The following is a 14,240-nucleotide window of genomic DNA, read 5'->3' on the forward strand; positions in this document are numbered from 1 at the left end:
TCTAACCTCTTAACTTCTCACTACTTAATTTTAATGTCATACATTTAAAATATGTTAACTACCCTTGCCATAAAAAACTATGCGCTTATTGAAGATATACGTGTAGATCTTCAAAAGGGATTAACTATTATAACTGGTGAAACTGGAGCAGGAAAGTCGATACTTCTAGGTGCTTTAGCCATGCTTCTTGGTAAAAGAGCAGATTTAAGCAACATAAAAGATTCTTCAAAAAAATGTATAATTGAAGGTCATTTTTCAGTTGAAAATTATGACTTACAATCCATTTTTGAAGAAAATGATTTAGATTACGACTCTCATACTATTATTCGAAGAGAGATTTTGCCTAGTGGTAAATCAAGAGCATTTGTCAATGATACTCCAGTGGCTTTATCTCAACTTCAGGCCTTATCACCATATTTAATAGATATTCATAGTCAACACGAAACTTTAGAAGTGGTTTCTGAAAGTTTTCAGATGGAGGTGATAGATGCTTTGGCTGGAAATGATGAATTATTAAACACTTACCAATCACAGTTTTCAGACTATAAAAAAGTTTCAGAAAAACTAACGGTGCTAAAACACCAAAAGGAAGAAGCTGCTAAAGAATTAGATTACAATAGTTTTCTCTATAACGAATTACAGCAAGCAGGGCTTGATAAAATCGATCAAGCAGAATTGGAAGAAGAGTACGAAACTCTTAATAATGCCGAATCTATTCAAGAAGCGTTTATTACTGTTAATCAGTTGTTAGACCAAGAGCAAATTGGTTCAATTTCTACAGCTAAAGAAGCTCGAGTAGTATTAGGAAAAATTAAAGAGTATTCAACATCATTTGAAAGTTTATGGGAGCGTTTAAACAGCGTTATTCTCGAACTTGAAGATATAGGAGCTGAAGCAGCAAATACTTCAGAAAAAATTGAAGCTAATCCTGAAGAACTTTTTAGGATAAATGAAAAATTACAAACACTATATAAACTTCAGCAAAAACACGCTGTTGCTACGGTCGCAGAATTAATTGTGATAGAAAAAAATCTTGAAGAAAAAGTAAATACGACTTTAGGATTAGATGCTGAAATTGAAGACTTAGAAAAGCAAATATCTACGCTTCGATCTAAAGCTTTACAAACTGCAAATTCGCTCCATAGTAAAAGAGAAAAGGCTATTCCGGTTTTAAAGAAAAAGCTTGAAGAAACACTAGTTCCTTTAGGTTTGCCGAATGCACAATTTAAATTTGAGCTTGTGGCTTCAGAAACTTTTAAAGGGAGTGGGACCGATTCATTACAGTTGTTGTTTACTGCAAATAAAGGTTTAGCATTTGGCCCCTTGAGAAAAGTTGCTTCAGGTGGTGAAATGAGTAGAATAATGCTTGCAATAAAAGCAGTACTAGCATCATATAAAAAACTGCCAACCATTGTTTTTGATGAGATAGATACTGGAGTTTCGGGAGAAGTAGCTAATAAAATGGCAGTTATAATGCGAAATATGGGTGATAAAATGCAGTTGATTAGTATTACGCATTTACCGCAAATAGCAGCAAAAGGTGAACAGCATATTAAGATTTACAAGGAAGATGTAAAAAATATAACAACTACTCATCTTAAGGTATTAAATACAGATGAACGAATTGTAGAAATTGCCCAAATGCTTGGTGGCAAAAAAGTAACCGAAGCAGCGATGGCTAATGCCAAAGAATTATTGAATTAAAATGTATCTTTACGATTCAAAGTGTGTACTTTTATATTAGCATTACACTATTATATATTGATAACTATTAACATTTAAAATATGTCTTATAATTTACTTAAAGGAAAGCGTGGAATCATCTTTGGAGCTCTTGACGAAAATTCTATAGCATGGAAAACTGCTGAGCGCGTACATGAAGAAGGTGGGAGCTTTGTGCTTACTAACGCGCCTATCGCTCTGCGTATGGGCCAAATAAAAGAACTTGCTGAAAAAACAAATTCTGAGGTTATTCCAGCAGATGCAACAAACTTGGAAGACCTTGAGAATCTAGTTACTAAGGCAACTGAAATTTTAGGCGGTAAATTAGATTTCGTATTGCATTCAATAGGGATGTCGGTAAACGTTCGAAAAGGTAACCATTATACAAATCAGAATTACGACTTTACGCATAAAGGATGGGATATTTCGGCCGGTTCATTTCATAAAACTATGCAAGTGTTATATCAGAAAGATGCTATGAATGAGTGGGGTAGTATTATTGCGCTAACCTATATGGCATCCCAGCGTGTGTTTCCAGACTATAATGATATGGCCGACAATAAAGCGTATTTAGAGAGTATTGCGCGTAGTTTTGGGTATTTCTTTGGGCGTGATAAAAAGGTGCGTGTAAACACAATTTCTCAATCTCCTACTCCAACTACAGCTGGACAGGGAGTAAAAGGTTTTGATGGCTTTATGAGCTATGCTGATAAAATGTCGCCATTAGGAAATGCAACTGCTCTTGACTGTGCAAATTATACGGTAGCAATGTTTAGCGATCTTACTAAAAGAGTAACCTTACAGAACTTGTATAACGATGGTGGTTTCTCTAATATGGGAGTAAGCGATGCCGTAATGGAAGCTTTTGTTGAAGAGAAATAAAAATTCTAAATTTTTAACGAAATCATCAATCCTGTGCAATTTACTGTACAGGATATTCTTTTTGTCATCAAATTTGTTATTGTATCTTTTGTTTGTTAACAATATTTTAAATACATTTAAAGTATTATTAACTAAATACTTATCAAATTATGAAGAAAAGTACTCTCATTGGGTGCTTCATCGGCTTGCTTGCGCTTACGATGAATGCCCAGGTTACTCAGCCTTCTACTTCGACGACCGTTACCGGTACCACGAAGACAGAAGTCCAGAAAAAATCCAACTCCTCCATACAGGATTTGTTGGTAAGGTATAATAATGTCGGGAAGTATAATGGTTCTATTTCCGATCATTTTACGACAGAGGAGCAGCAAATGTTGCGTTCCTATTTTAAAGCTCAAAATAGCACTACAAATAGTGTAAGAGGTGTAAACTCAAATATCAGTTCTGATGCACCGAATAGTCTTTTAGAATTATCAAGATTAAATGGTACGGTAAACACGAATCCATTTTACCAAAGATCTTCTAATAACGGTAATTCTGCAAGAATATCGGATGCGCCACTTACACTTTCAGAACAGGCCATTGCAAATGGCTATGTTGGCAATAATCCGAGATATCAAAACGCTATTGGCCTTACATCTTTAGAGCAAGCAGAGATCTTAGCTGCTGAAGCTGCTGCACAGCAAAGAAGTACTCCTAATTTTAACGTTCAAAATCAAGCGACTCAAAACAGAGTTTTATCTCAAATTGTACCTACTGCAGGTGCAACTGAAACTTTTGCAGTAGTACCAGGGGATTTCTTTTATGACCCATCTGATGGTACGACTGGAGGACCGGGTGGTGATTGTTCTACTACCTCCTCAGGAGATCCTGGTGATTATCCTAACTGTGGTTGTGCTACAGTTACTACATTGACAGGTGCTGATCTTTCTGTAGAATTTTTATCGTTTAGAGTATTTGGAAATTTTGATTACTTAAATATTTATGATGGTCCAGACACAAGTTCACCTCAAATTTACGATAGCAACTTAAATAGCGATACAGATGAGCTTGCAGGGATGATAGCTGCAAATGGATCAGCTGTATTTACATCTACAACTGGTGCTTTAACTTTTGAGTTTTATGCCACTTCAGTAGTAAATACTTGTGGATGGGAAGTTGAAGTTCTTTCTGGTGGAGGAGGAGGATCTTTTCCTGCTCCATATTGTGGACCATTAGAATTTAACAATGGTGTAGAGCCTATTACCTTAGTCGAGGTAGCAGGAATTAGTAATGTTTCCGATGCTACGATTGATGGATCTCCTGCACATGAAGATTTTACTGCAATTAGCGGTGATATGGAAGAAGGAATGTCTTATCCAATTGCCTTAGAAGGTAATACAGGTGGAAGTTTTACAAATAGTTTTACTGTATTTATAGATTGGAATCAAGACGGCATTTTGGATAATGCCAGTGAAAGATATGAAATAGGGACTATAGTTGGTTCTAATGGTACAGACGGACAACAAGCCACAGGGACTATTGATGTGCCAGCTGGGGTTCTTGAAGGTCCAACTAGAATGCGAGTTATAAAGAAATTCTTACCTAGTTATGCACCAGATTCATGTGATCCAGGTTCAAGCTATGGACAAGCCGAAGACTATACTATTAATGTAACTGCTGCAGGTGGTGGTGGAACAGGAGGTCCTTGTGCTACTACAGGCCCGAGTAACGGTTTTGAAAACGGAAAGAGTTTCCTTAAAAATTTAGGACGTATTGTTGCTCATGACTTAACTGTCGTTGACGGTGAGAATATGACTTTAGAGTCAATTACAATAACAGCATTTATTGGAGCTCAAGGTTCTGGAGTTAATGCTGATAATGTTGATGTATTTATTTACGCAGACGATGGTTCTGGCGCTCCTGGAGCATTAATTACTTCGCAAACAAACTTAGTTCCAGATTCACAAACAGTTATTGGAAGTAACTTTGGATTTGATGCTTGGAGTGTGGTACTTGATATAGCTGATGTTGATCTGCCTGGACAAAATGGTGCAGATACTACTTATTGGATAGGTTTATCCCTTGAGCCAACAGACGGGAGTAATACTTTTTGGGAAAATTCTACTGCTGGAGTTATTGGATATGGGGAAGCTTATGACGATGGTCTAGGTGGAGGATATGTAATTGATTCAACATTAGAAGGTGTATATACCTTCGATGGTACTTGTGAGCCAATTGGCGGCGGCGGAACAGGAGGTCCTTGTGTTACTACAGGTCCGAGTAATGGTCTTGAAAATGGTAAGAGTTTCCTGAAAAACTTAGGCAGAATTGCGGCTAATGACTTAACTGTTGCTGATGGTGAGAATATGACTTTAGAGTCAATTACAATAACAGCATTTATTGGAGCTCAAGGTTCTGGTGTTAATGCTGATAATGTTGATGTGTTTATTTACGCAGACGATGGTTCTGGCGCTCCTGGAGCATTAATTACTTCGCAAACAAACTTAGTTCCAGATTCCCAAACAGTTATTGGAAGTAACTTTGGATTTGATGCTTGGAGTGTAGTACTTGATATAGCTGATGTTGATTTACCTGGACAAAATGGTGCAGATACTACTTATTGGATAGGTTTATCCCTTGAGCCAACAGACGGAAGTAATACTTTTTGGGAAAATTCTACTGCTGGAGTTATTGGATATGGAGAAGCTTATGACGATGGTCTAGGTGGAGGATTTGTAATTGATTCAACACTAGAAGGTGTATATAGCTTTGAGGGTACTTGTGAGCCAATTGGTGGCGGTGGTGGACCAGGTCCATTAACTACCGTATACGGTATTAATAATGGAAACCTAGAATTAATAGGTTTTGGAGTAGCGACGCCTCAGAATACTGAAGTTTTTGGGTCATCTCCAGTAACAGTTAATTTTGAAAATGCGGGTGCAATCGATCCTGCAAATCCAACAACAGGATACGTACTAGACAACGGAGGTGATTTCTTCTCTTTCGATGTTGTTACAGGTATTTATACTGCGCTAGGTAATATTCCTGGAGACTGGGTTGGAATGGAATTCGACCAAACTTCTGGAATCCTCTATGCGCTTGCAGGAAATAGCCTTTATACTGTAGACCCAGTAGCAGTTACCGCTACATTGGTTGGAGCTATGAATATGCCAGCTGCAGACCTTCCGATTGCTCTTGCAATTGACGGTAATGGAGTAGGGTACACGTATGATCTAGTTACTGATACTTTCCACTCAGTAGACCTTGCAACTGCAGCATCAACACCGATTGGTAATATTGGGTTTGTTGCGAATTTTGGACAAGGTATGGCATGGGATCCTACAACTGACACAGTTTATATGGCTGCTTTTAATGGTGATACATTTCAAGCAGAATGGCGTTCAGTAGATTTAAGTACAGGTATGACAACTTTAATTGGTCCTATCGTAACTACTGCAGCTACTACTCAAGTTGCTTGGGCATCTGTAGGAGAGACTTTAGATCCACCTACTTGTCCTGAACCAACATTCCTTACAGTAACTAACATTACTCCAACGTCTGTAGATTTATCTTGGACTGGCGAACCAAATGCTAGTAATGGTTATATCTGGTACATTTTTGATGCTGGAGCAAATCCAACTACAGATACACCAGTGGTTACAGGTACTACTCCTTCAGGGACAACTTCTGCAACTGCTACAGGTTTAACTAGTGGAATGAATTATGACTTCTACGTTGTTGCAGACTGTGGAACCGTAGATGGCTTGAGTACTCATGCAGGACCTGTTACATTTGCAACCCCACCAGCTTGTGGAGATAAATTCTACGATGATGGAGGTCCAAATGGAGATTATAGCAACTCTGCAAATATTACAACTACAATAGTACCTGATGTTTCTGGTGATGTTGTTACTGTAACTTTCTTATCTTTTGAAACAGAAGCTAATTGGGATGCATTATATGTTTATGATGGACCTGATGCAACTGCTCCTATTATTTCTAGTGGAAATCCTGGTACAACAGGTGGATTCCCTCCAGGAGGATATTGGGGTAGTACTATTCCAGGACCATTCACATCTACACATCCAAGTGGAGCTCTTACCTTCGTATTTATGAGTGATGGGTCATTTGCGTATTCAGGATGGGAAGCTGATATTACATGTGCACCAGTTCCACCACCAAACGATAAGATTGCTAACTCTATTGATGTAGATGAAATAGGATTCCCTTATACAGATCCTCAGGTTAATATGCCTGCAGCTACAACAGAGGATGGTAATCCTAATGGATGTGATCTTACAGGAGCAAACGGTGTATGGTATAACTTTGTGCCAACTGGAGATGGAACTGCAACTGCAACCATCGTAACTCCAGGAGGAGCAAGCTCAGTAACCTTCTATACTGCACCTAACGAAAATGCAGTAGAGACTGATCTTACATTGGTAGACCAAAATACTAACCAATGTGCTCCAGGTACTTCTGCATCTATTAATACTGTTGCAGGTCAAGCATACTATGTTTTTGTATTAAATAATGGTGCTGAAACTGATATAGTAATTGATGGAACCAACTTAGGTATTGCTGACAATACTATTGAAGGTTTCTCTTTCTATCCGAATCCAACTACCACAATATTGAATATGAACAGCGTAGACAACATTGAGTCTGTTGCTCTTTTCAATATGTTAGGACAAAGAGTGATTGATGCCCAAATTAATGCTACGACATCACAATTAGATGTTTCAAGCCTTAGTACTGGTACGTACATTATGCGAGTAACTGCTAATGGACAAACTGGATCTTACAGGGTTATTAAAAATTAAGTTTTAATAGTTTAATTTTATTTAAAGACCACCTGCGAAAGCGGGTGGTTTTTTTTATTTGAGTAACTTTGCCACATGTTGTTAAAATACTCATTTGTTATACCTGTATTTAACCGCCCTCAGGAGGTTAGAGAGCTATTGAATAGTTTAGTTGGACTTGATTACTCAGGTGATTTTGAAATTGTAATAGTAGAAGATGGATCTACAATAACATCGGAAGAGGTGGTTGATGAGTTTTCAGATAAACTCCATATTTCATACTACTTTAAAGAAAACTCTGGCCCTGGAGAATCTCGAAATTACGGTATGCAAAGAGCTAAAGGAAATTATTTTATAATACTAGATTCCGATTGTTTATTACCGACGCATTACATTACCGCCGTTGATGAATTCTTAAAAAATTCATTTTACCATTGCTTCGGGGGTGCCGATGCAGCGCACCAAAGTTTTACACCACTGCAAAAAGCTATTAATTACACCATGACATCCTTTTTTACAACGGGAGGAATAAGAGGTAGTGAAGTAAGTGTAAACTCTTTTGAACCTAGGAGTTTTAATATGGGAATTTCAAAGGAGGTTTTTGAGAAAACAGGAGGGTACGGTAAAATTCATCCAGGTGAAGATCCTGATTTATCACAACGAATTTTAAAAGCTGGCTACAAAACTGTTTTTCTTCCTAATGCATATGTGTATCACAAAAGAAGGATTTCTTGGAAAAAATTTCATATTCAGGTTAAGAAATTCGGTATGGTAAGACCAATACTGAGCAAGTGGCATCCTTCATCGGCGAAAATCACCTTTTGGTTTCCAACTTTATTTGTGTTATTTACTATAGCGTCAATCTTGGGGTCGCTGTTTTTATCTCCTTATCTTGGTGTACCACTAGTAGGTTATCTTGTATTAATATTGGTTGACTCATCTATTAAAAATAAAAGTGTTTATATTGGTGTTTTATCTGTAGTAGCAGTCTTTATTCAGTTTTTTGGGTATGGTTTAGCTTTTTTAAAATCGAGTATTTTTATTGGACTTCTCGATAAAAATCCACAAGAGCAATTTCCATCTTTATTTTTTAAGTAACTTTATAAATTAATAATCACTAAATATGTTCAAGGGAATTTTTAGAAACCTTAATAAAAAAAAAGTTAAGCGTTTTTTACTTTTTTTAACCTTAGCAACCATATTTTGGGTTTTTACAAAGTTCAGCAGAGAGTTTACGGCTTCACTAAATACCAAAATTGAATATTCAAATATTCCAGAGACTACAGCTTTATCAGAAAATACAGTTCGAGATATTGATTTTGATCTTACAGCAAATGGATTCGAAATATTGTATTATAAAGTTAAGAAGCCTTCAATAGAAATAAATATCGAAGATTACCTAGACAACAATGAGTTTAATTTCGAAATACCTAACAAGAACCTCATAGGGTTAATAGGATTAAAATTTGGAAGTAGCAGAGCTATCAAAAACCTCTCCATTGAAGACTTAAAAGTCCAACTAGACCCAATTGTACTTAAAAGCGTTCCAATTAAAGCTTTAAAGTCTATTTCGTATAAAAACGGATTTAAAGCCGTTGATTCATTAAGATTTACGCCCGATTCGGTGTTAATATCTGGACCTAAAAAGCTTATAAGTGAAATAAAATACGTTGAGACAGAGCATATTGAAATTAAAAATGTAGATAGAAATATTTCAAGAAAAGTAGCTATAAGTAAACCATCAAAGGATGTTATTGCTATTAAGCCTCAAGAGGTTACTGCAAATCTCAAAGTAGCAGAATTTTCACAAGGAGAATTTACATTACCGGTAGAAATTGTAAATCTACCGCCTAATATTGAAATTAAATTAGTACCCTCTACAATCACACTAAAATTTGACGTTTCTGTAGATGAGTTTGCCGATCTCACTAAAGATAATTTTAGGGTTGTTTGCGACTATTCAAAAATGAATAAAGAGGGAAAATTTATGATTCCATTTTTAGAATCTAAACCTGAAAATATTTACAATATAGTTTTCGAACCTAAAAAAATTGATCTTTTAATCGTAAAATAAAACAATAGGACAAATGAAAGTAGTTGGACTTACTGGAGGTATTGGCAGTGGAAAAACAACTGTTATAAAAATGTTTGCTGCTTTAGGTGTTCCTGTATATATCGCTGATATTGAAGCGAAAAAGCTAACGAATTCTTCCCCCGTTATCCGTGAAAAGCTAATAAAATTACTCGGGAAGGAAGCTTATCAAAACGATAAGCTAAATCGAAAATTCGTTGCGGAAAAGATTTTCAATGATAAAAACTTGTTAGAAGGAGTAAATGCTATTATTCATCCTGAAGTTGGCTTACACTTCGAAAAATGGCGAGAACAACAAACAAGTGATTACGTGATTAAAGAGGCTGCTATTCTTTTTGAAAATGGAAGTTATAAAAATTGTGATGTAGTAATATTAGTCACAGCCCCAGAAGAAGTAAGAATTGCTCGCGTTATGAAACGCGATGGTGTTACAAAAAGCCAAGTAAAAGAGCGAATTAAAAATCAATGGCCTGATTCTAAAAAGAAAGAATTAGCTGATATTATTATCGAAAACATTGATTTAGAAGACACTCAGAATCTAGTAAACCAAATTCATCTCTCCCTTAGTTAAACCCACGTTAAATCTCGCCTTGTCTTTTGTTAACATTTGGTTAAATGAACAAAGAGCTAAATGTTAAAATCTTATTTTTGGGGCTATGAACAAAAAGCTATTTGTTTTACTCATAGCTCTTATGAGCCTTTCATTATTAGGGATAGTTTTTGTACAGGGCTATTGGATTTCCAATGCATATAGTACTAAGGCTGATCAATTTACAATTACTGCAAAGCAAGTGCTTTTGACGGTAGCTAAGGAAATTAAACTAAAAGAAACTGAAGCTTATTACAAGCTTTATATGCCTTATGTAGATAGTATTCAAGTGCCAGATAATGTGAGTTTTACTGAATTGGCTTATAAGATTCAGAATAAAGCAACCAATGAAACATACATTTTTACCGATGGTATATTAGAGCAAGATTTTAAGCTTTCATCAGGACTATTGAATTTAGATTCTGATACTATTCAGTTTAGAAAGCTAACAAATCGAAAAACTCAAACAAAATTATCATCTGGAATAGATGGAAATACAGTTTCGGAAACACGTGTCGAATCTTTTTCTAGATTAAAGGATTATGAACAAAAGCAATTCGAGAATTTTGTAAGTACGATTAATACACTTACTCCAATTTATAAAAGAATAAGTGTTTCTGAAATAAAGGATTTATTAAATAAGGAATTAAAAGAACGAGGATTAAATACCAAATTCGAATTTGCTGTTTATAGTAATGAATTAGAAACCAAAGTAAGAACTAAAAACTTCAAGTATAATGAAGAAAGCACTTACATGGTTCCGCTCTTTGAAAATAGCAATCAAGCCAGCTACGAGTTATATGTAAACTTTTCAGGTAAAGAAAAGCTTGTTTGGAATAGTATTTTAGGAATGGCAATCCTTTCCTTGGTCTTTACCGCAGTTATTATTCTTGCTTATTCTAGTGCGATTTCTCAAATTTATAAACAAAGACAAATCTCTCAGATTAAGACAGATTTTATAAATAACATGACTCACGAGTTTAAAACTCCAATTGCGACAATTAACCTTGCATTAGACTCACTAAAGAACCCGAAAGTAAAGGATAATAAAGAGTTTTTAGAGCGTTACTTGGGAATGATAAGAGAAGAGAATAAACGGATGCACGCGCAAGTTGAAAATGTTCTTCGAATTTCAAAACTAGAAAAGAATGAGTTGGACCTGCCAAAAGAACGTGTTAATCTACAAGAAGTAGTAGAGGATGCAATTAGCCACGTAAGCTTAATTGTTGAAGATAGAGGAGGTTATATAAAAACACATTATGGAGCACTTAAATCTGCGGTGTTAGCTAACGAATCGCATTTAACAAATGTTATTGTAAACCTATTAGACAACGCAGTAAAATACTCTGACGACGAACCTAAAATTGATATTTACTCGGAAAACGTAAAAAACAGTGTGATTCTCAAAATCCGTGATCAAGGTACTGGGATGTCGAAAGCAGTACAAAAAAGAATCTTTGAAAAATTTTACAGAGAACATACTGGCGATATACATAACGTAAAAGGACATGGCCTAGGTCTAGCTTACGTAAAACGAATTTTGGATGATCACGATGCCGAAATTTATGTTGAAAGTGAAAAAGGAAAAGGCAGCACATTTATAATAAAATTACACTTAATATCTTAGAATTATGGAAACAGAAAACAAAAAGATCCTTCTAGTGGAAGATGATCCAAATTTTGGAACAGTATTAAAGGACTATTTGGCAATGAATGATTATAACGTTACTCACGCCAAAAACGGGATGGAAGGTTTCGAAAAATTTAAAAAAGACGATTTTGATCTCTGCATACTTGACGTAATGATGCCTTATAAAGACGGATTTACATTAGCGAAAGAAATTCGTGAAAAAAACGAAGATGTGCCAATCATTTTCTTAACAGCGAAAGCTATGAAGGAGGATGTGCTTAAGGGATATAAAGTGGGGGCAGACGATTACCTAAATAAGCCATTTGATAGTGAAGTGCTTTTAATGAAAATAAAAGCGATTATTCAAAGAAAAGCTACAGATAGTATTGCAGACAGTAAGCAGTTTGAATTTGAGATTGGTAATTTCCACCTTAATTCAAAGTTGCGTTTCCTAACTTATAAAGAGGAGTCTCCAATTAAATTGTCTCCAAAGGAAAATGAATTATTAAGGCTTTTGGCTTTACATAAAAACGATTTAATGCCTCGTGAATTGGCACTTACTAAAATCTGGAGAGATGATAATTATTTCACATCAAGAAGTATGGATGTATATATTGCAAAACTGCGTAAGTACATCGGGAAAGATGAAGATGTTGAAATTATTAACATCCACGGTGAAGGATTCCGTTTAGTTGTAAAAAGCGAAGTGGATAACTAGTATTTTAGAGTAAGATATGTGTAAAAAAACGCCTTTATTAGGCGTTTTTTTCATTTATAAAATTGATGATTTCAATAGCGTCTGTTTTATAATCAAACCAATGAATATCTTTGTTTTTTTTAAACCATGTGTTTTGTCTCTTTGCAAATCGGCGTGTGTTTTTCTTTATTTCTGAAATAGCTTCTTCTTTAGAAATATTGTTATCGAAATATTCAAAAAGCTCTCGATACCCTACCGTTTGAAGCGCATTTCTTTCCTTGTGTTTAAACAAGTGTTGAGCCTCTTCTATAAGACCTTCAGAAATCATATTATCAACACGTAAGTTTATACGGTCGTAAACTATTTCTCTTTCGGCTTCTAAGCCAATAAATATCGTGTCGAAATTTCTTTTAATAGAATCCTTCTTTAAAAAAGTAGAATATGGTTTTCCCGTAGCTTTATAAATTTCTAAAGCGCGTATTAATCTATGCGGATTGTTAATATCTACTTTTTTATAATAGGAAGGATCTACTTCTTTAAGTTCGCTTTGAAGATGTTGTATGCCTTTTACATCGAGTTCAGAATTTAGTTTTACCCTTACTTGTGATGGTACTTCAGGAAAATGATCCAAACCATTTACTACGGCATCTACATATAGTCCAGAGCCACCAACCAGTATGGCAATATTCTTACGGTTGAAATACTCGTCTAAAAAAGCAATTGCTTCTCTTTCAAAATCACCTACGGAATAATCTTCAAAAATGCTTTTATTTTGAATAAAATGATGCGTAGCAGCTGCCAATTCTTCTTGCGAAGGAACTGCCGTTCCAATGTTCATTTCTTTAAAAAACTGTCGAGAATCTGCCGAAATTATTTCAGCAGAAAAAGCTTGAGCAAGCTTTATTGCCATTGTGGTTTTTCCGATAGCAGTTGGACCAACTACACAAATAAGCAATGGATTATTATGTGTTTTCAATTTGATTTGGATCTTCATTTAGATTGTGTCCACATTTATGGCAAAATTCTGCGTCGTCTCTATGCTTTTGTTCGAGGCAATTTCTACAAGATAATGTATTTACGTGAACGTAATCATCCGGAATTTTTCTAACATATTGAGCGCTTACAATTCCTGTAGGAACAGCTATAACACCGTAACCAAGTATCATTATTAAAGTTGCTAAAAATCTTCCAGCGGGTGTTATTGGAGCTATATCACCAAAGCCTACAGTAGTTAAGGTTACAATACACCAATAAATACTTACGGGTATATTTTCAAAACCACTCGCTTCTCCTTCAATTAAATACATTAAAGTTCCAGTAATAATTGCCACGATAAGAACTGCAAAAATGAAAATAAATATTTTAGGCCTACTCTCTATTAAAGCCTTTTTAAGTTTATTTCCTTCTCCTATATAACGGGTGATTTTTAAAATTCTAAAAACACGTAATAGTCGTAAAGCTCTAACAGTTAATAAATAATTACTTCCTACTAGAATGAATGAAAGGTATAGAGGAATTGTAGATAAAAAATCTATTATCCCATAAAAGCTGAATATATAGTGCTTAGGTTTTTTTACTGAAATTATTCTAGCTATGTATTCTATTGTAAAAAAGATAGTAATTGTCCACTCAATTATATAAAATAATTCGTGATACTTTAAATCTATTGATTTAACACTCTCTAGCATTACAATCAATACACTTAGAAGTATGAGAATGAGTAGTACTATATCGAATAGCTTACCCAATGGCGTGTCTGCCTCATAGATAATTTCGTGTAGCCTGTAACGCCAAGATTTTTTATTGGATGGTTTCATATAAATATCTGAACTATAAAAATAAGC

General features: G+C 35.2%; 10 protein-coding genes. 8 read left to right on the forward strand and 2 right to left on the reverse strand.

The genetic code is table 11. The features are described 5' to 3' along the window. Positions 1-51 precede the first annotated feature (51 nt). The 8 genes from recN to FHP04_RS06205 all read left to right on the forward strand — a co-directional run bounded on the left by recN (position 52) and on the right by FHP04_RS06205 (position 12,417). Positions 52-1,704, forward strand: a complete 1,653-nt coding sequence (recN, locus tag FHP04_RS06170) for a DNA repair protein RecN (protein ID WP_139855128.1) — start codon at positions 52-54, stop codon at positions 1,702-1,704. An 81-nt stretch (positions 1,705-1,785) separates the two neighbouring features. Further along, positions 1,786-2,604, forward strand: coding sequence for an enoyl-ACP reductase FabI (locus tag FHP04_RS06175; RefSeq protein ID WP_139855129.1), 819 nt, complete (start codon positions 1,786-1,788; stop codon positions 2,602-2,604). Between the two features lie 149 nt (positions 2,605-2,753). After that, complete coding sequence (locus FHP04_RS06180; RefSeq protein WP_139855130.1) at positions 2,754-7,409, forward strand: GEVED domain-containing protein; 4,656 nt, start codon at positions 2,754-2,756, stop codon at positions 7,407-7,409. Positions 7,410-7,484: 75 nt separating this feature from the next. After that, complete coding sequence (locus tag FHP04_RS06185) at positions 7,485-8,486, forward strand: glycosyltransferase (protein WP_139855131.1); 1,002 nt, start codon at positions 7,485-7,487, stop codon at positions 8,484-8,486. A 25-nt stretch (positions 8,487-8,511) separates the two neighbouring features. Beyond that, the gene (locus FHP04_RS06190) at positions 8,512-9,462 is read left to right on the forward strand and encodes a CdaR family protein (protein WP_139855132.1); all 951 of its coding nucleotides are present in this window, start codon (positions 8,512-8,514) and stop codon (positions 9,460-9,462) included. A 13-nt stretch (positions 9,463-9,475) separates the two neighbouring features. Further along, positions 9,476-10,051, forward strand: a complete 576-nt coding sequence (gene coaE, locus FHP04_RS06195) for a dephospho-CoA kinase (RefSeq protein ID WP_139855133.1) — start codon at positions 9,476-9,478, stop codon at positions 10,049-10,051. Between the two features lie 121 nt (positions 10,052-10,172). Further along, positions 10,173-11,696: a sensor histidine kinase gene (locus tag FHP04_RS06200; RefSeq protein WP_246051399.1), complete on the forward strand. Its 1,524-nt coding sequence runs from the start codon at positions 10,173-10,175 to the stop codon at positions 11,694-11,696. 4 nt (positions 11,697-11,700) lie between these two features. Then, positions 11,701-12,417 (forward strand): response regulator transcription factor, encoded by a 717-nt coding sequence (locus FHP04_RS06205; protein ID WP_139855135.1) that lies wholly within the window; start codon positions 11,701-11,703, stop codon positions 12,415-12,417. 37 nt (positions 12,418-12,454) lie between these two features. Here FHP04_RS06205 and miaA read toward each other — a convergent pair whose 3' ends face one another. Together miaA and FHP04_RS06215 are read right to left on the reverse strand one after the other, a co-directional pair. After that, positions 12,455-13,390, reverse strand: a complete 936-nt coding sequence (gene miaA, locus FHP04_RS06210) for a tRNA (adenosine(37)-N6)-dimethylallyltransferase MiaA (protein ID WP_139855136.1) — start codon at positions 13,388-13,390, stop codon at positions 12,455-12,457. Continuing rightward, positions 13,359-14,213 carry an ion transporter gene (locus tag FHP04_RS06215; protein WP_139855137.1) on the reverse strand — a complete coding sequence of 285 codons (855 nt, stop codon included), beginning with the start codon at positions 14,211-14,213 and terminating at the stop codon, positions 13,359-13,361. Before FHP04_RS06215 ends, miaA begins: the two co-directional genes overlap by 32 nt. Positions 14,214-14,240: the final 27 nt, after the last annotated feature.

It is taken from the genome of Aequorivita sinensis (genome assembly GCF_006346335.1).
GTDB classification, from domain to species: Bacteria; Bacteroidota; Bacteroidia; order Flavobacteriales; family Flavobacteriaceae; genus Aequorivita; species Aequorivita sinensis.

Excerpts from the sequence above, each read along its gene's own strand:
- FHP04_RS06200 (WP_246051399.1), top strand. The coding sequence starts at position 10,173 with ATGAGCCTTTCATTATTAGGGATAGTTTTTGTACAGGGCTATTGGATT.
- FHP04_RS06215 (WP_139855137.1), bottom strand. The coding sequence starts at position 14,213 with ATGAAACCATCCAATAAAAAATCTTGGCGTTACAGGCTACACGAAATT.
- FHP04_RS06175 (WP_139855129.1), top strand. The coding sequence starts at position 1,786 with ATGTCTTATAATTTACTTAAAGGAAAGCGTGGAATCATCTTTGGAGCT.
- FHP04_RS06205 (WP_139855135.1), top strand. The coding sequence starts at position 11,701 with ATGGAAACAGAAAACAAAAAGATCCTTCTAGTGGAAGATGATCCAAAT.
- miaA (WP_139855136.1), bottom strand. The coding sequence starts at position 13,390 with ATGAAGATCCAAATCAAATTGAAAACACATAATAATCCATTGCTTATT.
- FHP04_RS06180 (WP_139855130.1), top strand. The coding sequence starts at position 2,754 with ATGAAGAAAAGTACTCTCATTGGGTGCTTCATCGGCTTGCTTGCGCTT.
- coaE (WP_139855133.1), top strand. The coding sequence starts at position 9,476 with ATGAAAGTAGTTGGACTTACTGGAGGTATTGGCAGTGGAAAAACAACT.
- FHP04_RS06190 (WP_139855132.1), top strand. The coding sequence starts at position 8,512 with ATGTTCAAGGGAATTTTTAGAAACCTTAATAAAAAAAAAGTTAAGCGT.
- FHP04_RS06185 (WP_139855131.1), top strand. The coding sequence starts at position 7,485 with ATGTTGTTAAAATACTCATTTGTTATACCTGTATTTAACCGCCCTCAG.
- recN (WP_139855128.1), top strand. The coding sequence starts at position 52 with ATGTTAACTACCCTTGCCATAAAAAACTATGCGCTTATTGAAGATATA.